The sequence below is a fragment of the Acidovorax sp. Root70 genome (genome assembly GCF_001428225.1).
In the GTDB taxonomy this organism is placed as follows: domain Bacteria; phylum Pseudomonadota; class Gammaproteobacteria; order Burkholderiales; family Burkholderiaceae_C; genus Acidovorax.
This window is the reverse complement of sequence record NZ_LMHQ01000031.1, coordinates 213,572-234,162: the sequence shown is the minus strand read 5'-3', so window position 1 is coordinate 234,162 and position 20,591 is coordinate 213,572. Positions and strand designations below refer to the sequence as shown.

18 protein-coding genes are annotated in these 20,591 nt (G+C 65.7%); 12 read left to right on the top strand and 6 right to left on the bottom strand.

The window, feature by feature from the left end; all coding sequences use genetic code 11:
• Positions 1-670: 670 nt before the first annotated feature.
• The 5 genes from phhA to ASD94_RS20730 form a co-directional block, all read right to left on the bottom strand.
• Positions 671-1,510, bottom strand: a complete 840-nt coding sequence (gene phhA / locus ASD94_RS20750) for a phenylalanine 4-monooxygenase (protein WP_056647156.1) — start codon at positions 1,508-1,510, stop codon at positions 671-673.
• Positions 1,511-1,575: 65 nt separating this feature from the next.
• Positions 1,576-2,544: a tripartite tricarboxylate transporter substrate binding protein gene (locus ASD94_RS20745; protein ID WP_056647153.1), complete on the bottom strand. Its 969-nt coding sequence runs from the start codon at positions 2,542-2,544 to the stop codon at positions 1,576-1,578.
• A gap of 73 nt (positions 2,545-2,617) precedes the next feature.
• Positions 2,618-3,730: a 4-hydroxyphenylpyruvate dioxygenase gene (hppD, locus tag ASD94_RS20740; protein ID WP_056647150.1), complete on the bottom strand. Its 1,113-nt coding sequence runs from the start codon at positions 3,728-3,730 to the stop codon at positions 2,618-2,620.
• 196 nt (positions 3,731-3,926) lie between these two features.
• Entirely contained in the window at positions 3,927-4,916 is a 990-nt protein-coding gene (locus tag ASD94_RS20735; RefSeq protein WP_056647147.1) for a lipase secretion chaperone, read from the bottom strand.
• Positions 4,917-4,919: 3 nt separating this feature from the next.
• Positions 4,920-5,861, bottom strand: a complete 942-nt coding sequence (locus ASD94_RS20730; protein WP_108626478.1) for a triacylglycerol lipase — start codon at positions 5,859-5,861, stop codon at positions 4,920-4,922.
• Positions 5,862-6,026: 165 nt separating this feature from the next.
• On the opposite strand from ASD94_RS20730, the gene ASD94_RS20725 reads away from it, so the two are divergent.
• The 6 genes from ASD94_RS20725 to fabB all read left to right on the top strand — a co-directional run bounded on the left by ASD94_RS20725 (position 6,027) and on the right by fabB (position 12,211).
• Entirely contained in the window at positions 6,027-6,509 is a 483-nt protein-coding gene (locus tag ASD94_RS20725; protein ID WP_015012403.1) for an Lrp/AsnC family transcriptional regulator, read from the top strand.
• Positions 6,510-6,856: 347 nt separating this feature from the next.
• Positions 6,857-7,597: a GNAT family N-acetyltransferase gene (locus tag ASD94_RS20720; protein ID WP_056647141.1), complete on the top strand. Its 741-nt coding sequence runs from the start codon at positions 6,857-6,859 to the stop codon at positions 7,595-7,597.
• A gap of 106 nt (positions 7,598-7,703) precedes the next feature.
• The gene (locus ASD94_RS20715) at positions 7,704-8,588 is read left to right on the top strand and encodes an HlyC/CorC family transporter (RefSeq protein ID WP_056647138.1); all 885 of its coding nucleotides are present in this window, start codon (positions 7,704-7,706) and stop codon (positions 8,586-8,588) included.
• Positions 8,588-10,219 (top strand): apolipoprotein N-acyltransferase, encoded by a 1,632-nt coding sequence (gene lnt, locus ASD94_RS20710; RefSeq protein ID WP_056647134.1) that lies wholly within the window; start codon positions 8,588-8,590, stop codon positions 10,217-10,219. Before ASD94_RS20715 ends, lnt begins: the two co-directional genes overlap by 1 nt.
• Before the next feature lie 250 nt (positions 10,220-10,469).
• Positions 10,470-10,991 (top strand): 3-hydroxyacyl-[acyl-carrier-protein] dehydratase FabA, encoded by a 522-nt coding sequence (gene fabA, locus ASD94_RS20705; RefSeq protein WP_056647131.1) that lies wholly within the window; start codon positions 10,470-10,472, stop codon positions 10,989-10,991.
• Positions 10,988-12,211, top strand: a complete 1,224-nt coding sequence (fabB, locus tag ASD94_RS20700) for a beta-ketoacyl-ACP synthase I (RefSeq protein ID WP_056647128.1) — start codon at positions 10,988-10,990, stop codon at positions 12,209-12,211. Before fabA ends, fabB begins: the two co-directional genes overlap by 4 nt.
• 96 nt (positions 12,212-12,307) lie before the next feature.
• Here the strand turns inward: fabB and ASD94_RS20695 are convergent, their stop codons facing one another.
• Complete coding sequence (locus tag ASD94_RS20695) at positions 12,308-13,225, bottom strand: LysR family transcriptional regulator (RefSeq protein ID WP_056647125.1); 918 nt, start codon at positions 13,223-13,225, stop codon at positions 12,308-12,310.
• A gap of 208 nt (positions 13,226-13,433) precedes the next feature.
• On the opposite strand from ASD94_RS20695, the gene ASD94_RS20690 reads away from it, so the two are divergent.
• From ASD94_RS20690 to ASD94_RS20665, 6 genes are all read left to right on the top strand, one after another.
• Positions 13,434-14,510, top strand: coding sequence for a type II asparaginase (locus ASD94_RS20690; protein WP_056647122.1), 1,077 nt, complete (start codon positions 13,434-13,436; stop codon positions 14,508-14,510).
• Positions 14,511-14,973: 463 nt separating this feature from the next.
• Entirely contained in the window at positions 14,974-15,879 is a 906-nt protein-coding gene (gene glyQ, locus ASD94_RS20685; protein WP_010462637.1) for a glycine--tRNA ligase subunit alpha, read from the top strand.
• Between the two features lie 11 nt (positions 15,880-15,890).
• Positions 15,891-18,032: a glycine--tRNA ligase subunit beta gene (glyS, locus tag ASD94_RS20680; RefSeq protein ID WP_056647121.1), complete on the top strand. Its 2,142-nt coding sequence runs from the start codon at positions 15,891-15,893 to the stop codon at positions 18,030-18,032.
• A 47-nt stretch (positions 18,033-18,079) separates the two neighbouring features.
• Positions 18,080-18,697 (top strand): D-glycero-beta-D-manno-heptose 1,7-bisphosphate 7-phosphatase, encoded by a 618-nt coding sequence (gene gmhB, locus ASD94_RS20675; protein WP_056647118.1) that lies wholly within the window; start codon positions 18,080-18,082, stop codon positions 18,695-18,697.
• A gap of 64 nt (positions 18,698-18,761) precedes the next feature.
• The gene (locus ASD94_RS20670; protein ID WP_056647115.1) at positions 18,762-19,535 is read left to right on the top strand and encodes a 1-acyl-sn-glycerol-3-phosphate acyltransferase; all 774 of its coding nucleotides are present in this window, start codon (positions 18,762-18,764) and stop codon (positions 19,533-19,535) included.
• Positions 19,536-19,545: 10 nt separating this feature from the next.
• Positions 19,546-20,502: a M48 family metallopeptidase gene (locus ASD94_RS20665; protein WP_056647112.1), complete on the top strand. Its 957-nt coding sequence runs from the start codon at positions 19,546-19,548 to the stop codon at positions 20,500-20,502.
• Positions 20,503-20,591 lie beyond the last annotated feature (89 nt).

Sequence of the window (20,591 nt, the reverse complement as noted above, 5' to 3'; positions counted from 1 at the left end):
GAGTAACTTTCTTTTGCTTCGCCAAAAGAAAGTCACCAAAGAAAAGGCGACCCCCAGTCTGCGACCCCTTCGCGGTGCGAAGGGGCAAACCTGCGGCGTGTCGGTTGCGGGGTGCGCCGCAGAACTCACTGCGCGCTGGCGCGCTCCGTTCAGACAACTGCGGCGAGTCAGTTCACGAAGCATGGGCGCTTCGACGCCCATGCTCACCCCGCAACCGCCCCGCCGCAGGCGCAGCCAGCAGGGGTGGGGCAGCCGAACATCCAAACAGCCAACGTCCATTCGGGCCATCGCTGCGCTCGGCCGCGCCTGCGCAGCGCGGGGCGCTTGCGCCCGCGAGCGGCGGCCGAGCGAAGCAAAGGCCCGAGTGGCTGTTTGGCTCCCTTTGCCCCTCTGGATGCGCCGAGCACCGCAGGTTGCCCCGGCGCGCAGCGGCGGGGACGCAGACAGTGGGGTCGCCTTTCTTTTGGGTACTTTTCTTTGGCGAAGCAAAGAAAAGTGCCTCGCCTGCCGGGCGACTCCCGGCCTCCGCCCTCAACAAAGGCACACAGACCGATTCATCCACAAGCTCCAGCAACCTCAGCCAGGTATTCCTGGGTGCAGAAGGGGTGCTATCAAAGACGTAGCTGCCAAGGCATGATTCACTGGCACTAGCAGCCAATACCGCCAAAAATCAAGCCGCCACAGCCTCCCGCTCATCCGCAGCAAACTCCGGCAACCCCTTGAGCCGTTCGTAGATCGGTGCAAAGTCCGCCGCCGTCATTTCAAACAGCTGCTCAAAACTGTCGATCACAAAATACGTCTGCTGGTACGTATCGATCTTGTAGCGCGTGCGCATCGTGCGCTCCAGTTGCAGCGGAATGCGCTGCGGCTCCGGGCTCTGGACCGAATACGCCAGCTCGCCCGACGAACTCAAGATGCCCGCGCCATACGCCCGCAACTGCCCCGCCTCGCGGATCAGACCGAACTCGATGGTGTACCAGTACAGGCGGCTCAGCATCTCGCACGACCCCAGCCCCTGCGCCTTCAGGCCGCCCTGGCCGTAGCGCTGCACGTAGTCGGCAAACACCGGGTTGAACAGCAGTGGCACATGGCCGAACAGGTCGTGAAAAATGTCGGGCTCGACGATGTACTCGAACTCCTCGGGCGTGCGGATCCAGTCCGTCACCGGGAATTTACGGTTGGCCAGCAAGGTGAAAAACGGCACCTCGGGGATCAGGCCGGGCACGCCCACCAGCTCCCAGCCGGTGGCCTGGTAAAGGCGCTCGTTCACTTCCTCAAAACGCGGAATCCGGTCGCTCGCGCCCAGCGAGGGCAGGGCGTCGATGAACGCCTGGCTCGCCAGCCCCGGCAGCAAAGCGCGCTGGCGCTCGTACAGGCGGCGGTAGGTGTCGTGGTCGGCGGCGGTGTAGGCCGCGTAGTCTTGCGGGCAGGTGTAGTCCGCGTTGGCACGCGAATAGTCGCCACGTGGAGGGCGGGTGGATTGGCCATAGACGACAGGGGCTTGTCCCATTTTTTTCTCCTTTGCCGCCATGGTCGGCGCACCGCGATGGGGGTACGCACCAGCCCACGCGGCTGCTAATTGATCTTGATTTTTGCGGCCCGGATCAGGAACTCGTACTTGCTGTTTTCCGAGCGCACAAACTGCGCAAACCCGTCGAGCGTCAGCTCTTCGGGCGTGATGCCCATCTTCTTGAACTTCTCCTTGCCAGCCGGCGAGTGCATCGCGGCGCTGAACGCGTTGGCGTACCGGCGTGCGTCCGCATCGGGCAGCGAGGCGGGTGCAAACAGGCCGAACCAGGTGGACACGTTGAAGCCCTGCACGCTGTCGTTGATGCTGGGCACGTTCGGCAGCGCCTCGTTGCGGCTCAAGGTGGTCACGCCAAGCGCCAGGAACTTGCCCGACTGGATCTGCGGCAGGGCCGAGGCCAGGTTGTCGAACACCAGCAGCACCTGGCCGGATTCCAGCGCCGCCAGCGCGGGCTTGGAGCCCTGGAACGGCGTGTGGTCCATCTTGGTGTTGGTGAGCGACTCGAACATCTCGGCCGAGATGTGGCCGATGCTGCCGTTGCCGCCCGAGCCGTACTTGAACTGGTTCGGGTTCTTTTTCAGGTACTGCACCAGGTCGGGCGTGGTCTTGATGCCCAGCTTGGCCGCCTGCCCCGCATTCACCACCAGCACATTGGGCGTGCGCGCCACGAGGACGAGGGGTTTGAAGTCCTTGAGTGCGTTGTAGGGGAAGTTCTTGTACAGCCAGGGGTTCACCGCGTGCGTGGCCACAGCGCCCATCAGCACCTGGTTGCTGGTCTTCCCGGCCTTGGCAACCTGGTCGGCGCCGGTATTGCCACCGGCCCCCGGTTTGTTCTCCACGGTGATGGCGCCCAACTGGGCGGCAGCACCTTCGGCCACGATACGGGCCGAGGTGTCCAGCGGACCACCAGCGGGGTAGGGCACCACGATGGTGAGCGGGGCAGACGGGTTCTGCGCCAGCGCGACAGTGGCTGCGCCGGCCAGAAGGGTGCTGAACAGGGTGCTACGGAGCGACATCGGGATCCTTTTGAGTTCCGGGGAGCGCGCAGTATAGGCACCTGTGCAGGGTTAACCCTGGATGTCCGATGTCTTATGTGTTCAGCACGCCACGGCGGATCTGGTCGCGCTCCAGGGACTCGAACAGCGCCTTGAAGTTGCCTTCGCCAAAGCCGTCGCGGTAGTCGCCTTCGCGCTGGATGAATTCAAAGAACACCGGGCCCAGCATGGGCGTGGAGAAAATCTGCAGCAGCAGGCGGGGCGTGCCGTCGGCGGTGGTGCCGTCCAGCAAGATGCCACGCGACTGCAGCTCTGGCACAGGCTGGCCGTGGCCGGGCAGGCGGGTGTCCAGCATCTCGTAGTACACGTCGTTGGGTGCGGTGGCCAGCTGCACGCCGGCCATGCCTAGCTTGTCCACCACGTCCAGCAGGTTGTCGCAGATCAGTGCGATGTGCTGGATGCCTTCGCCGTTGAACTGCATCAAAAATTCTTCGATCTGGCCACCGCCCTGCTTGGATTCTTCGTTCAGCGGAATGCGGATCTTGCCGTCAGGGGCAGTCATGGCCTTGGAGGTCAGGCCCGTGTATTCGCCCTGGATGTCGAAGTAGCGGATTTCGCGGAAGCCGAACAGCTTTTCGTAGAAGTTGGCCCAGAAGCCCATGCGGCCGCGGTACACGTTGTGCGTGAGGTGGTCGATGAGGTTCAGGCCATGGCCCACGGGGCGGCGGTCTACGCCTTCAATGAATTCGAAGTCGATGTCGTAGATGGACTTGCCGTCTTCAAAGCGGTCGATCAAATACAGCGGTGCGCCGCCAATGCCCTTGATGGCGGGCAGGCGCAGTTCCATGGGGCCTGTGGGGATCTCGATGGGCTGGGCGCCCAGTTCCAGCGCGCGGTTGTAAGCCTTGTGCGCATCCTTCACGCGGAAGGCCAGGCCACAGGCCGAGGGGCCGTGCTCGGCGCCGAAGTACGCGGCTTGGCTGTGGGGCTCGCGGTTCAGGATGAAGTTGATGCCGTTCTGGCGGTACAGCACCACGTCCTTGGAGCGGTGCTTGGCGACCAAGGTGAAGCCGAGCTTTTCAAACACCGCCTCCAGCACGCCGGGCTGGGGCGAGGTGAATTCGACGAACTCGAAGCCCATCAGGCCCATGGGGTTGTCCCAGGCAGCGAGCTGGGCGGTGGTTTCTTGCGGCAAGGCGGCGTTCATGGGGTGTCTCCGGCATTCGTTGATGAATGTCATGGACTGTAGGCGCGCCCTGCCTCATGTTTCTGGCGAAATCAAGAGGCTTTGCTGCTCGATTTGCAGGAATCTTGTGAATTGTCAAAATTTTGCGCAGTCAGGCGGCGCATGCGGCCGGATTGGACGCCGCATCCATGCGGCGTCGCCAGGAGCCTCCAGAACGCTAGGAGCCCGAAGTGCCTGCATTGAGCTGGCGCAGCGCCAGCGCGGCGTCGATGCGTTGTTGCTCCTCAGGCGAGAAGAGCTGCTGGCGCAACTGTTGCAGGCCAGCGCCTTCGCCTTGCTGGGTGCGCGCCTGGCTGTATTGGTCGAGCCGCTGGTTCCAGTGTTGTTCGTCCCGGTCCAGCTGGGCCATGGCCTGGGCGGCTGCCGGGCCGTATTGCGCGCTGCGGGCGGCGTAGCGGGTGCGCTCGTCGGCGTTGCTGGCATTGAAGGCTGCCGTCTGTGCGGCGGCGGCCATGTGTTCGGTGGCGGCGCTGCGTTCGGCGCGGCGCTCGGCGGAGAGTTCGTTGTCGGCCGCCTGCAGCGCCTGGGTGCGTTGCTCGGGGCTGAGCTGGGTGTTGCGCTCAATCTCCAGGCGCGCCAGGGTGTACCGGTCCAGGTCGGCCTCGCGGGCAAAGAGGGCGTCGTATTCGGCGTCGTCAAAGAACTGCAGGCGCACCTTGTGACGTGCCTCCAGGGCGTCGCGCAGTGCGCGTGGGTCGGTCAGGTCCTGCGGCGCGCGCAGGCTGCCCAGGGCCACCCGGTAGTCCACATAGCGCTCGGCCAAGGCCAGCGCCCGTGTGGCCAGGGCGGCGGGGAAATGCTGGTTGACCAGTGCGGCCAGGCGCTGTTTGAGAGTGGCGGGGTCGCTGGCGTCGCCCGCCTCCATCAGCAGCGCTTCCAGTGTGTCGCGCAGGCCGTGCACCAGCAGCGGGTCGGCCGGGCCGTCGGTGGTGATGGCGTGGCGGCGTGCAAAAAAGCGGTTGTCCGCGCCTGGTGCGGACGATGGTTGGACTTGGGCACCGGCGGAGGCAGCAGCCGCCCCCGTCGTCGCTGTGCGCGCATCCCCCGCGCCGGGCCCGGCAGGGCCTCCCAGCCACCAGACCACGGCGGCCGTGGTGAGGGCCAGGACTGTGGCGGCAACCGCCCAGGTGCGCGAGGGCTGGGCCATGGCTTACAGGCCTTGCTGCTTGAGGCGGTTGGCGTGCTGGCGGTACAGCGTCACCGGGTCGGTGGAGAACCAGTCGCGCAGGCCCAGCAGCTGGTTGACTTCGTCGAGGTGGTTCTGGCGGTAGTCGCCCAGGTTTTTGCCCAGGCGCGACGAGCAGGCCGACACCAGGCCGTCGTTGGCTTCGCCAAACACCAGGCTCAGTGTGGCCAGCAAGGCGTCGCTGGCGTCGAGCACATTGGTCAGCGGCAGGGTGCCGGTCCAGGAGTAGTAGCGCACGCCGTTCACCAGCTCGGCGCCGCTGCCGCAGCCGGAGGTGGGCACGCCTTGTGGGAAGCGGCTGTTGAACTTGGCCGAGCCAGCGGTGGTCAGCGAGTCCAGCGCCGCCGTGGGCATCTGGGGCAGACCGGTGCCGCCGGAGGTCAGGTTGATCAGGCCCACCAACGCCTTGGCGGCGGCGCTGGCCACGGCCTCGGACACCGAACCTGCGGGCGCCACGCCGCGCAGGATGTCGGCCACGCGCGAACCCCGGTTCACGCCGCCAATGGACGTGACCGATGCCACCAGCTGCGGCGCCACACCGGCCACATAGCGGGTGGTGGGCCCGCCGTGCGAATGGCCCACGAGGTTCACCTTGGACGCCCCGGTCAGCGCGAGGATGGTCTTGACCTGCGCCAGCAACTGCTCGCCGCGCACCTCGGTGCTGTTGGCGGCCGACACCTGGGCCACGTAAACCTTGGCACCGCCCTGGCGCAGCGCGTCGGGGATGCCGTAGAAGTAGTCGATGCCCAGGGCCGAGTCAAAGCCGAACAGGCCGTGCACCAGCACGATGGGGTAGCGCGTCTGGGTGTAGCCCGTTTGTGCCTGCGCGCCCACGCCCAGCAGCAGCAACCCCGCTGTGGCTGCCAGCACCAGTCGCCGCAAAAAGCGGCTGAAAAATCCGGTCATGTGTTTGTCTCCGTTGGTATGGTTTTTTATGATTGCAAAAACGAACGACCGTTCTTTTTTGCAAGATCAATTTTTGTATTCGACCCCTGGAGTCACTATCGGGACATACCCGCGTGTGCGCCGCACCATGCAGAAATGGCGCAGTTGTTCGTAAAATCCTGCGCCATGAAAGCCTTTGACGCACTCGACAAGCTGGACCGCGCCATCCTGCGCCGCCTGCAGGACAACGGCCGCGAGACGTACGACGTCATCGGAGAACAGGTGGGCCTATCGCCCAGCGCGGTGCTGCGCCGCGTCAAGCGGCTGGAGGACAGCGGCGTGATCCACCGCTACGTGGCCCTGGTGCAGCCCGAGGCGGTGGGGCTGGGGCTCACGGCGTACCTGAACGTGCGGCTCGAAAAGCACACCGAAAGCCATAAACGCAATCCCATGGATCTGTTCCGCGCCAGCGTGCAGACCTGGCCCGAGGTGGTGGAGTGCGCATCGCTGACCGGCGAAATGGACTACCTGCTGCGCGTGGTGGTGGCCGACATGGCGCACTACAGCCGTTTCATCATGGACACCCTGCTCAAGCACCCCAGCGTGCAGGACTGCAAGACCAGCTTTGTGCTGGACCGCGTGAAGGCGACCACGGCCGTGCCGGTGTAACCCGGGACCGACCTTCATTCTTTGACAGCGCCTGTGCGCGTCGCAGGTGTGACTCTTTGGGGCGTCTGTCGGCGCGGTGGAGGTTGCTGCCAAGCGCTCTGCGCTATACGCTCCGGTGGGGGCCGAGGGGGCATGGCGTGGTCGGATGTGCGGCCCCCCCTGCCGTCGCGTCTGCGGCCCCTGCAGAGGAGATTCAGCCCCTGATCGCTCCTAAATTAATAGCTATTTGGGCATGTTTAATGGGCGCCTGAGGGCGATTTCGCCATATTTTGAGTCGGATCACTATTTTGTTGCGGCGCAGCAATTTGGACTGGAAAAGATGAGGGAAAACCCTTATATTTGGCGGCATGTTCGCAACCAAAGACTGGCTCAAGGCATCCTGGTACGCAGGCCGGGACATGCTGCGCCCGGTGACGGGTGGCTCTTCTGCCTCTGACATCCACATCCACCAGCAGGAGACGCCCGTGATGGTTCCTATCCGCTCCCTGGGCCCCTCCTATCGGGAGCGGATCACCCAGCACCTGCTGCAGCTGGAGCCTGCAGACCGCTACCTGCGCTTTGGCTATGCCGCCAACGACGAACAGATCCGTCGCTATGCCGATCAGCTCAACTTCGAGCGCGACGAAATCTTTGGCATCTACAACCGCCGCCTTGAGCTCATCGCCATGGCCCACCTGGCGTTCTCGGAAAACCCCGAACACAAGCCCTGTGCCGAGTTTGGTGTGTCCGTGCTCAAGCAGGCGCGGGGCCGTGGCTTTGGCGCGCGCCTGTTCGAACGTGCCGTGATGCATGCGCGCAATGAGGGCGTGAACATGGTGTTCATCCATGCGCTGTCTGAAAACACCGCCATGCTCAAGATCGCGCGCAACGCCGGTGCCACGGTGCGCCGCGATGGGTCCGAGTCCGAGGCCTACCTGCAGATCCCTCCCGCCAGCCTCGACACGCGCATGACCGAAATGGTCGAGCAGCAGTTCGCCGAGGTGGACTACCAGCTCAAGAAGCAGGCCAAGCAGTTCTGGGATTTCCTGGCCAGCGTGCAGGAAGTGCGCAGCGGCGTGCAGCACGCGCGCCACCAGTCGGCCGAGTGAGCCGCCGAGGCCGCACCGGACCGTGATACCGGCCGGTGGTTGCCTGTCACGGCAATCCGCTATCCTAGGGGCCTGATTCACTACCGCACGTCCTGCACTCCAGACAGTGTCTGACCCGCACCCCGCGCACCCCGGGCGACCGCCCGAGAGGGAAGACAAGCGCAGCTTCCTGCAGAAAGTGGCCGAGTTCATCCACCCTGGACCGGATTCGACGGAAGAACTCATCGAAACCCTGGCCGAGGCCGAAGACAACGAGGTCATCGGCGCCGAATCGCGCGTGATGCTGGAGCGCGTGATCCGCATGGCCGACATGACGGCGGGCGATGTCATGGTGGCGGCCCCACGCATGGATCTCGTCAACATCGATGCGCCTTTTGACGAGCTGCTGCACCTGGTGATCAGCACCGCGCATTCGCGGTTTCCGGTGTACCAGGGCGAGCGCGAGAACATCATTGGCATCCTGATGGCCAAGGACCTGCTCAAGCTGCAGCGGGCCCCCGAGCTCAACATCCGTGCGTTGCTGCGCCCCGCAGCCTTTGTGCCCGAGAGCAAGGGCCTGAACGACTTGCTGCGCGAATTCCGAGGCAACCGCAACCACCTGGCCATCGTGATCGACGAGTTTGGCCGCATGGCCGGGCTCATCACCATCGAAGATGTGCTCGAGCAGATCGTGGGTGAGATTGAAGACGAGTTCGACATCCCCGAAGACCAAGGCGACATCTTTGGCCTGGCCGATCGCACCTACCGGGTGAGCGGCGACACGCCGATTGACCGCGTGGCCGAAGCCTTCGAGGTGGCCATTGCAGGCAGCGACCCGGACCAACATTTCGACACCATCGGCGGCCTGATCGCCCACGAGATGGGCCATGTGCCCAAGCGCGGCGAGCACCTTCAGCTCAGCGGCCTGCACTTTGTGGTGCTGCACACCAAGGGCGGTGCGGTGCGCTGGTTCAAAGTGTCCCGGGTCGAAGCCACTGACGCCGCCGACTGATGTCGCGGCGCTTTCAGACGGCGAGCGGGCCGCTGCTGCCGCAACTGTTGCTGGCCCTGGCTGCGGGCCTGGCCCAGGCCGCTTCGCTGGCCTGGCCGGGCAGCGGCCAACCCCTGTGGTGGCTGCAACTGGCGTCGATGGCCGTGCTGGCCTGGCTAGTGCGGCCCGCGGGCGCCGCAACCCCGCGCATGGCCATGCCGTGGCAACGCGGTGCGCTCATCGGCGGGGTGTTTGCCACCGCCTGGCTGGCTGGCACCTTTTGGTGGCTGTTCATTTCCATGCATTCGTACGGCGGCCTGCCTGCGCCGTTGGCCGTGGCGGCGGTGCTGGGGCTGGCTGCCTTCCTGGCCAGCTACTATGCAGCGGCTTCGGCCTTGTTTTGCCGGTATGCGCCGGTCAATCATGCCGGGAGTGCTCTTCTTTTCGGAGCGCTCTGGCTTCTGGCCGAGCTGGCGCGTGGCATCTGGTGGACGGGATTTCCGTGGGGCGCTGGCGGTTACGCGCATGTGGATGGCCCGCTCGCCGTGCTGGCCCGCCACATGGGGGTGTATGGCATCAGCGCAGTGGCTGCTGCCCTGGCCATGGGCATGGTGCAGGTGCGTACCACTGACCTGCGCAACGTGCGCTGGTGGGTGCTCCTCCTAGTGATGGGGAGCTTGCTGGCTTGGGCTGCGGTGGACCGCCTGTGTGCCGTCAACCTCTGCCATACCCCGGCCCACCGCCCAGCGCCCCCCTTGAGCCTGGAGCTGCTGCAGGGCAATATCCCGCAGGACGAAAAATTCCAGTCCGGCAGTGGCGTGCCTGTGGCCCTGCAGTGGTATGCGGAGGCCCTGCGCAACGCCAAGGCTGATCTCGTGGTGGCCCCCGAAACAGCCATTCCGTTGCTGCCGCAGCAGCTCATTCCCGGGTATCTGGAGGGCATTCAGCAGCGCTATGCACAAGGCGGCCAGGCCGCGATGGTGGGCATTCCCCTGGGCGACGAAGCGCAGGGCTACACCAACTCCGTATTGGGCATGAGTGCCGCCACCCAGGCCGAACCCTACCGCTACGACAAGCACCACCTGGTGCCGTTTGGCGAGTTCATCCCGCCGTTCTTCAAGTGGTTCACGGAGATGATGAACATCCCGTTGGGCGACTTCAACCGGGGCACCGTGGGCCAGGCGTCCTTTGCCGTGGCGGGGCAGCGCATTGCGCCCAACATCTGCTACGAAGATCTGTTTGGCGAGGAGCTGGGCGCGCGGTTCATCGACCCAGCCCAGGCGCCCACCGTGTTCGTCAACTTCAGCAACATCGGCTGGTTTGGCGACACCCTGGCGATTGACCAGCACCTGCACATCAGTCGCATGCGCGCGCTCGAATTCGAGCGGCCCATGGTCCGCGCCACCAACACCGGCGCCACGGTCATCATCGACCATCGGGGCGTGGTGACGCACCAGCTGGCCCGCTACACGCGCGGCGTGCTCTTGGGCGAGGTGCAGGGCCGCGGGCTGGACGCGCAAAGCGGCTGGGCCATCACGCCCTACGCGTGGTGGGTGTCTCGCTGGGGGCTGTGGCCGCTGTGGGCCCTGGGGGCTTTGGCGCTCTTGGGGGCCATGGTCGCCGCCAGGGGCCGTGGGGCGCGCGGCGATTGATCCAGGTCAGGCCTTGCGCACGGCGCGCCAAGGGCCTGCGCAGCCCCCTGTTTAGAGGTGGCTCCCTATGCCTTGATAATAGAGCCCTGCAACCAGGGGTTGGTGTTGCGTAAAAAGATGAGATGACTTGCGCCCAACAAAGGGCGGGCATGCTGATGGCGCTGAAGGCAAAAACCTTGCTGCGCCTCTGTGTGCGCAAGTCCCAATGATTTGAGGCGGGGCCACCCGCCGTTCTGGAGCACGACTGAAAATGGCAGATTCCTTTTCCTACGAACAACTGATCGCCTCGGGCGAGGGCCGGCTGTTCGGCGCTGACAGCGGGCGACTGCCGCTGCCACCCATGCTGATGTTTGACCGCATCACGCACATCGATGGCGATGGTGGCGCGCACGGGCTGGGAAAGATCCGTGCCGAGCTGGACGTCAAGCCCGACCTGTGGTTCTTTGCCTGCCACTTCCAGGGCGATCCGGTCATGCCCGGCTGCCTGGGGCTGGATGCCATGTGGCAGCTCATCGGCTTTTACCTGACCTGGCTGCAGCTGCCGGGCCGGGGCCGAGCGCTGGGTGCGGGTGAGGTCAAGTTCACGGGCGAAGTGGGCCCTGACGTGAAGCTGGTCACTTACGAAATTGACATCAAGCGCGTCATCAAGCGCAAGCTCGTCATGGCCATTGGCGACGCCCGCCTGCTGGCCGACGGCAAGGAAATCTATGTAGCCAATGACCTGCGCGTGGGCCTGTTCAAACGCGAGGAAGGCGGCAAGGAAGCAGCATGACCACCAAGAAGCGCGTAGTCATCACCGGCGCGGGCATCGTCTCGTGCATTGGCAACGACCTGGCCACTGTGGAAGCCTCGCTGCGCGCGGGCACCAGCGGCATCAAAGCCGTGGAAAAGTTCAAGGAGCTGGGTTTGCGCAGCCAGGTGGGCGGCGCGCCAGAGATCGACATCGAGGCGCGCATCGACCGCAAGCAGCTGCGCTTCATGGGCGACGCGGCTGCCTATGCGCAGATCGCGCTCGAAGACGCGATCCAGCAGGCAGGCCTTTCGCCTGAGCAGGTCAGCCACCCGCGCACCGGCCTCATCATGGGCTCGGGCGGCGGCTCGCCCGCCAACCAGATCGAAGCGGCCGACACGCTGCGCGAGAAGGGCATCCGCCGCGTAGGGCCGTACCAGGTCACGCGCTGCATGAGTTCCACCGTGTCCGCCTGCCTTGCTACCAATTTCAAAGTCAAGGGCATCAACTACTCCATCACCTCGGCCTGCTCCACGTCGGCGCACTGCATTGGCGCGGCCGCGCAGCAGATCGCCTGGGGCGTGCAGGACGTGATGTTTGCGGGTGGGGGCGAAGAGCTGAGCTGGGGCATGTCGCTGCTGTTCGACGGCATGGGCGCCATGTCCAGCAAGTACAACGAAACGCCCGAAAAGGCTTCGCGCGCCTACGACGCTAACCGTGACGGCTTCGTGATCGCTGGCGGCGGCGGCGCCGTGGTGCTCGAGAGCCTGGAGCATGCCCAGGCCCGTGGTGCGACCATCCTGGCCGAAGTGGTGGGCTTTGGTGCCACCAGCGATGGCGAAGACATGGTGGCCCCGTCGGGCGACGGCGCCATTGCCTGCATGCAGCAGGCCATGGCGGGGCTCGACGCCCCCATCGACTACATCAACACCCACGGCACTTCCACGCCCGTGGGGGATATGCAGGAAGTGCGCGCCATGCGTGCCCTGTTTGGCGACAAGGTGCCGCCGTTCTCGTCCACCAAGTCGCTCACCGGCCACTCGCTGGGCGCGACCGGCGTGCAAGAGGCGATCTACTGCATGCTCATGCTGAACAAGGGCTTCATCGCTGGCTCGGCCAACGTCGAGACACCCGACCCGGCCCTGGGCGACATGCCGCTGGTCACCCAGACGCGCGATGCGCAGCTGACCACCGTGTTGTCCAACAGCTTCGGCTTTGGCGGCACCAACGCCAGCCTGGTGCTGCGCCGCTGGAACGACTGACCGCCTCGCTCCCTCGCGGAGTGGTGGCTTGGCCTGCGCCACGGCCTGCTTGTCTTCGGACCGGCAGGCCGTTTTTCATGGGTTCTACGGCCCCGCTCAGCGCCTGGTGGCCTTGGGGTTGGGCTGCAGGGCTTCGTGCAGCAAGGCGGGCAGCATGCCCAGCATGCGCGTAGCCTGCAGTCCCGGCGGAAAGGCCCGCGCGTGGTAGCTGTACAGCGACATGGGCGCCAGTTCGTGCAGCTCCTGCGCCACCATCTGCGCGGGGTCCAGCCCCTTGGCGGTGAGAAAGTCCACCACCGTCCAGCCCATGCCCCGGCGCACCAGTTCCAGCGCCAGGCGCGATGTCTGCACCTGGATGCCGGGCCCGGCGGGTGAACCGAGGCGGTGCGCGATTTCGTCAATCGCCTGGCGCATGGGGTCATCGCCCACCAGGCGGATCACGGGCACCTGTGCCAGCCGTGCGCCGGGGCTGGCAGCACGGGGCGCACGCGCCCATACGCTGGTTGCCACCGCCAGGTACAGGCGGCCGCTGACCAGCAGGTCGCTCGCGATTTGCGGGTGGGGGTGCTTGTAGAAGCCCAGGCAAAAGTCCACGCTGCGCGTGAGCAGGGCCTGGGTCATCTGGTCCTGGTGGATGGTGCGCACCTCCACACCCACCTGCGGATGCTGCTCCGCATGGTGCTGCAGCAGGCGCGGCAAAAATTCGTGGGTGATGGAGGGGATGGCGCCCAGCCGCACATCGCCCGAATCACTGGTCGCCAGGTTGCGCGCAGTGCGTTTAAGGGCGTCCAGCTGCCGGTAAATGCCCGTGGACTCGGTGGCCAGCACCTGGGCCTCGGGTGTGGGGGTCAGGCCGGCCGGCGAGCGGTTGAACAGCCGATAGCCCAGCTGCAGCTCGGTGTGCGCCACGGCCTTGCTGACGGCCGAGGGGGTGATGCACAGCAGGCGTGCGGCAGCACTCATGTTGCCGGTTTGCAGCACGGCCTGAAAAACTTCCAGCTGTCGCAAGTTCATGGCGGGGTCGTTTCGTGGCGTGGGCCGATGGGCCCTTGGCGGCCGTCAAACGGCCCTTCAATGGTATGAGCTCAATTCATAAGGGTGGGTCAATTATTCCGCATGACTGTGTTCTGGTTTCTCATAGGATGCGGCACCGCTTCACCGGCGGTTTTGAACAAAGCGGCGTAACACGCGCCGCGACCTACAAAAATCAGGAGACCTCTTCATGCGCATTGCTTCCTCCCCCACCGCCAGCCGCTGGCTCGCGGGTTTGCTGTTGTCCGCAGCCTCTGCCGTCGCCATGGCCCAGGCGGCCAAGCCCAATGTGGTGGTGCTTGCCACCGGCGGCACCATTGCTGGTGCGGGCGCCTCGGCCGCCAACAGCGCGACCTACGCTGCCGCCAAGGTGCCGGTGGACAAGCTGCTGGCAGGCCTGCCCGAGCTGGCCAACGTGGCCAAGGTGTCGGGTGAGCAGGTGTTCCAGATCGCGTCCGAGAGTTTCACCAACGAGCACCTGCTGCGCCTCGGCCAGCGCGTATCGGCCCTGGCCAAGCAGGCGGATGTGGACGGCATCGTCATCACCCATGGCACCGATACGCTGGAAGAAACCGCGTACTTCCTGAACCTCACCGTGCGCACCAACAAGCCCATCGTGGTGGTCGGCTCCATGCGCCCCGGCACGGCCCTGTCGGCCGACGGCGCGCTGAACCTGTACGACGCCGTGACCGTGGCCGCCAGCAAGGACGCCGCCGGCAAGGGCGTGCTGGTCACGATGAACGACGAGATCCAGAGCGGTCGCGACGTGAGCAAGACCATCAACATCAAGACCGAGGCCTTCAAGAGCCAGTGGGGCCCGCTGGGCATGGTGGTGGAAGGCAAGAACTACTGGTTCCGCGCCCCGGTCAAGCGCCACACGACCAACTCCGAGTTCAACATCGACGACATCAAGGCCCTGCCTGCTGTGGACATCGTGTACGGCTACGGCAACATGAACACCACCGGCATCGACGCCTACGGAAAGGCCGGCGTCAAGGCGCTGATCCACGCCGGCACCGGCAATGGCTCGGTGGCTGCCCAGGCGGTCGATTCGCTCAAGGCCCTGCGTGCCTCGGGCGTGCAGATCATCCGTTCGGCCCGCGTGCCCGACGGTTTTGTGCTGCGCAATGCCGAGCAGCCCGACGACAAGTACGACTGGGTCGTGGCCCATGACCTGCGCCCCCAAAAGGCCCGCATCCTGGCCATGGTCGCTTTGACCAAGACCAACGACAGCAAGGAACTGCAACGCATTTTCTGGGAGTATTGAGAAGACCCCCTGAGTCGCTTCGCGCCTTCCCCCTGAAGGGGGACGCCCCCAGCGCGGCGGGGCGGCCCTTGCGCGGGGGCACTGGCCCAGGCAGCGCCTCGTGGTGGCGCTGTGGGCCAGTGTGATGGATCGTGAGTTGATTTGACTTGGTGCACAACGGGTGCACCGACAGGCTACCCGCAAAGGTGGTCACTGGTACGCACCGGCTTATAGCGCGCGTGACTGGTTGGGAAGGCTGGGGCTCCAAAAGGGCTCCGGCCTTTTTTCATGGGTGCGGGCCGATGTTGTGGGCGCTGTCGCAGCACACGCGGCGGGGCGCCGTAAAATCACTGGTTTGCGCGCGCGATGCCCGCCCTGATTGCCTTGTGGGGCGACGGGCCTGGGGTTTGCTCACGCACCGCGTTTTCTTCTTTTCCCCTTATTTGCCCGGCCCTGGCTTGCCAGTGCCTCAGCCACAGACGCCATGTTGACATTCCAGCAAATCATTTTGAAGCTGCAGTCCTACTGGGACGCGCAGGGTTGCGCCCTTTTGCAACCCTATGACATGGAAGTGGGCGCCGGCACCTCGCACACCGCCACCTTCCTGCGCGCCATTGGCCCTGAGCCGTGGAAGGCTGCCTACGTGCAGCCCAGCCGCCGCCCCAAGGACGGCCGCTATGGCGAGAACCCCAACCGCCTGCAGCACTACTACCAGTACCAGGTGGTGCTCAAGCCCGCTCCGGCCAACATCCTGGAGCTGTATCTGGGCTCGCTGGAAGCCCTGGGCTTCGACCTGAAAAAGAACGACATCCGCTTTGTGGAAGACGACTGGGAGAACCCCACGCTCGGCGCCTGGGGCCTGGGCTGGGAGGTCTGGCTCAACGGCATGGAGGTCACGCAGTTCACCTACTTCCAGCAGGTCGGCGGCATCGACTGCAAGCCCGCCACGGGCGAAATCACCTACGGCCTGGAGCGCCTGGCCATGTACCTGCAGGGCGTGGACAACGTCTACAACCTCAAGTGGACCGACACGCTGAGCTACGGCGACGTGTACAAGCAGAACGAGGTGGAGCAGTCCACCTACAACTTCGAGCACAGCGACGCGGACTTTTTGTTCACCGCCTTCAACGCGCACGAAAAGCAGGCCAAGTACCTGATGGAGCAGCAGCTCGCCCTGCCGGCCTACGAGCAAGTGCTCAAGGCCGCACACAGCTTCAACCTGCTGGATGCGCGCGGCGCCATCAGCGTGACCGAACGCGCCGCCTACATCGGCCGCATCCGCAACCTGGCGCGTGCTGTGGCGCAGAGCTACTACGAGAGCCGCGAACGCCTGGGCTTCCCCATGGCGCCGCGCGAGTGGGTGGAACAGATGACGAAGAAGGCTGCGTGAGAGAAATGACGATGACAACCCAAAACCTCCTCGTTGAACTGTTTGTCGAAGAACTGCCGCCCAAGGCATTGCAAAAGCTGGGCGATGCCTTTGCCACCGTGCTGGGCGACCAGCTCAAGGCCCTGGGCCTGGCGACGGCCGCCTCGGTGGTCACGCCCTTTGCCTCGCCCCGCCGCCTGGCTGCGCATGTGACGGCCGTGGCCGACAAGGCCGCTGACAAGGCCGTGCAGCAAAAGCTGATGCCCGTGACCGTGGGCTTGGACAAAGACGGCAACGCCACGCCTGCATTGCTCAAAAAGCTGCAGGCCCTGGGTGCCGATGTGTCCAACCCCGCAGCCGCCGTGGCTGCTCTCAAGCGTGCCCAGGACGGCAAGGCCGAAGCCCTGTTCTACGACAGCGTGGTGCCTGGCGCCACGCTGCAAGCCGGTCTGCAGCAGGCGCTCCATGAGGCCATTGCCAAGCTGCCCATCCCCAAGGTGATGAGTTACCAGCTCGAAACCGACTGCGAGCTGCCCGGCTGGACCAGCGTGAACTTTGTGCGCCCCGCGCACGGCCTGGTCGCGCTGCATGGCAGCACCGTGGTGCCTGTGAAGGCGCTGGGCCTCACGGCAGGCAACAGCACCACCGGCCACCGTTTTGAAGCAGCCGTGTCGCCCGTGGTGCTGCAGGACGCCGACAGCTACGCCGCCACCCTGAAGAAGGACGGCGCCGTGATCGCCAGCTTTGCCGAGCGCAAGGCGGAGATCGCCCGCCAGCTCGCCGCTGCTGCCGCGAAGGTGGGCAATGGCGCCCGCCCGATTGAAGACGAAGCCTTGCTCGACGAAGTGACCGCGCTGGTCGAGCGGCCCAACGTGGTCACTTGCTCGTTCGAGACCGAGTTCCTCGACGTGCCGCAGGAATGCCTCATCCTCACGATGAAGGCCAACCAGAAGTACTTCCCGTTGCTGGACGCCGCTGGCAAGCTCACCAACAAGTTCCTGGTGGTCAGCAACATCAGCCCCGAAGACACCAGCTTTGTGACCGGCGGCAATGAGCGTGTGGTGCGCCCGCGCCTGGCCGATGCGAAGTTCTTCTTTGACCAGGACCGCAAGAAGACCCTGGCCTCTCGCGTCGAGGGCCTGGGCAAGGTCGTGTACCACAACAAGCTGGGCACCCAGGGCGAGCGCGTGGAGCGCGTGCGTGCCATTGCCAAGGCGATTGCGTCCCAGCTGGGTGATGCGCAACTGGTGCAGGACGCCGACCTGGCCGCGCAACTGGCCAAGACCGACCTCGTGACCGACATGGTGGGCGAGTTCCCCGAGCTGCAGGGCATCATGGGCGGCTACTACGCCCTGAACGACGGCCTGGGCGAGACCGTGGCGAACGCCATCGAAGACCACTACAAGCCCCGCTTTGCGGGCGACACGCTGCCCCGCAACACGGCCGGCGTGGTGGTGGCCCTGGCCGACAAGCTCGAAACCCTGGTCGGCATGTTTGGCATCGGCAACCTGCCCACCGGCGACCGCGACCCGTTTGCGCTGCGCCGCCACGCGCTGGGTGTGATCCGCATGTTGGTCGAGAAGGACCTGCCGCTGGACTTGAGCGCACTGCTGGCCGGTGCCGTGCCTGCGTTTGGCGACAAGATCACCGACGCCACGGCAGCGCTGGCCGACTTCATCTACGACCGCCTTGCCGGCAGCCTGCGCGAGCAGGGCTACCGCGCGCAAGAGGTGGACGCCGTGCTGGCGTTGCGTCCGCAGCGCCTGGCCCTGGTCGAGAAGCAACTGGCCGCAGTGCGCGCCTTTGCCGCCCTGCCCGAAAGCCCGGCCCTGGCCGCAGCCAACAAGCGCGTGGGCAACATCCTCAAGAAGGCCGAGGTGGAAGGCGTTGTGGACGCCCATGTGAATCCCGACCTGCTGCAGGAAAAGGCCGAGCAGGACCTCTACGCGGCGTTGCAGCGTTTTGTCCCTGAGGCCAATACCCAGTTCGACGCCGGTGACTACACCGCCAGCCTGCAAACCCTGGCCGTGCTGCGCGCGCCGGTCGATGCGTTCTTTGACGACGTGATGGTGAACGCCGAGCAGCTGGACCTGCGCCTGAACCGCCAGGGCCTGCTCAAGACGCTGCACGAAGCCATGAACCGGGTGGCTGACCTGTCCCGTCTGGCGGCCTGACCCCCGGTGCTGGTAGGCTGGTGGTTCTCACAAGGCAAACCCCTCCTATGAAACTCGCCATCCTCGACCGCGACGGCACCCTCAACCCGATGGGGGATGAATACATCACCTCGGCCGACGAGTGGACCGCGGTGCCCGGCGCGCTCGAAGCCATTGCCCGCCTCAACCATGCGGGCTGGCATGTGGTGGTGGCCACCAACCAGCCTGGCCTGGGCCGGGGCCTGTTTGATGTGGTGGCGCTCAACGCCATCCACGCCAAGATGCACCGGCAGGTGGCTGCGGTAGGCGGGCGCATCGACGCCGTGTTCTATTGCCCCCATGCGGCGGACGAGGACTGCAGCTGCCGCAAGCCCGCGCCGGGCCTGCTGGAACAGATCTGCGACCGCTATGGCGTGGAGCGCGACGAGGTCCGCGTGGTCGGCAGCTGCGAGGCGCACCTGCAAGCCGGCGCGGCCGTGGGGGCCCAGTTGCATCTGGTGTGCACCGGCCGGTCTGCCCCGCTGCGGCCGGGCGGCGCATTGCCCGTGGGCCTGCCGCCTGGCACGCAGGTGCACGCGAGCCTGGCCGACTTTGTGGACCAGTTGCTGCCGGCGACGCCCGGCCCCGCAGTCCCCTTGGCCGCAGCGCCCTTGCCACTGTCGGGGCATGGCGGGGCAGTATCTTGATGCTATTTAATTCATAGCTGTTTGCGCATATTTCACTAGCGCTTGCGGCCAAAAAGACATCCCAATGGCTCTTATCCGTTCTGTCATTCACCTTCTCTGGATGGGCATCACCGTGGTGCCCTACGCATTGACCATCATGCTGGGCACGCTGCTGGGCGTGCGGGGTGTGCCCCTGTACCGCATTGCGCGGGCCTGGCTGTCGCTGTGCATCAGCGGCGCGCGGGTGGTTCTGGGCATCCGCGCCGAGGTGACCGGTATGGAGAACCTGCCGCAGGGCGCCAACGAAGGCGCGATCCTGCTGGTCAAGCATCAGTCCACGTACGAGACCTTCTTGATGCCGGTGATCATGCCGCACCCCCTGGCCTACGTGTTCAAGAAGGAGCTGCTGCACGTGCCCTTCTTCGGCTGGGCCATCGGGCGGCTGGACATGATCCACATCGACCGCAACCAGCGCACGCAGGCCTTCAACCGGGTGGTGCAGCAGGGCAAGGACCTGCTGGCCAAGGGCATCTGGATCATCATGTTCCCCGAGGGCACGCGCATCGAGCGGGGACAGAAGGGCAACTACAAGACCGGTGGCACGCGCCTGGCCATTGACACTGGCGCCCCCGTGATCCCGATTGCCGTGACCTCCGCCAAAGTGTGGCCGCGCAAGGCGTTCATCAAGCGCCCCGGCGTGGTGGACGTGTCGATCGGCAAGCCCATCTCCAGCGTGGGACGCCAGCCCGACGAACTGATGCGCGAGGTGGAGGCCTGGATCGAGGCCGAGATGCGCCGCCTGGACCCCGATGCTTACCCGGCCCCAGCGGCCAACGCCGCGGCCAACAGCGGGAAGTGAACCGACCGTGATGCAGCGGCTTGTGCAACTGGCGCTGGACCTGTTCGACCCGCCGGGCGCGCCTGCAGCAGCCCCTAGCCCCATGGCTGCGGGTTTGACGCCAAATCAGCCGCAAGCGCTAGTCGATCAAGCGCCGGTAGCTCCTAAAACGATAGTGCAGCGCCCCGCGGCACCCGCAGTGCCGCTGCCCTCGCTGCTGTCTCCCGCCGAATTCCGCCACCCGCAAGCCAACCGCGAGGTCTTGCTGGGCGACGCTGTGGTGGCCTATGCGTTGCAGCGTGCGCGCCGCCGCAGCATCGGCTTCTCGGTGGGGCCCGACGGCCTGTCGGTGCGCGCCCCCAGCTGGGTGACGCTGGGCGCGGTGGATTCTGCGCTGCGCGAAAAATCCGACTGGATCCTGCGCAAGCTGGGCGAGGCGCGCGAGCGCCAGCAGCGCATGGAAGGTGGACGCATCGTGTGGACCCATGGCGCAGAGCTGCCCTATCTGGGCGAGCCGCTGCGGTTGGTGCTGGACCCCAGCCACGGCTTCGCAGGCAAGGGCGGAGCGCTGGTGGCGGCAGATCAGAGCGGCGAGGCCATGCGCGGCCTGCACATCGGTCTGCCCCACAGCGCCAGCCCCGCGCAGATCCGAGACGCTGTGCAGGCCTGGCTGATGCGCGATGCACGCCGCCATTTCACCGAGCGGCTGGACCACTTTGCGCCGCTCCTGGGCGTGCGATGGGCCAGCCTGCGCCTGTCGAGCGCCAACACCCGCTGGGGCAGCGCCAAGGCCGACGGCTCCATCCGCCTGAACTGGCGCCTGCTGCACTACCGCCCGGCCATCATCGACTACGTGGTGGCGCATGAGCTGGCCCACCTGCGTGTGATGGACCACAGCCCGCGCTTCTGGGACACCGTGGCCACCGTGGTGCCCGACTACGCGCAGCTGCGCAGCCACCTGCGTGACGAACCGGCCCCCCTATGGTGAATCCCCCTGAGTCGCCTTCGGCGCCTTCCCCCAAGGGGGACGACGCCCTCGCTGCGGGGCGGCCCTTGCTAGGCGTCCCTCGCACCGGT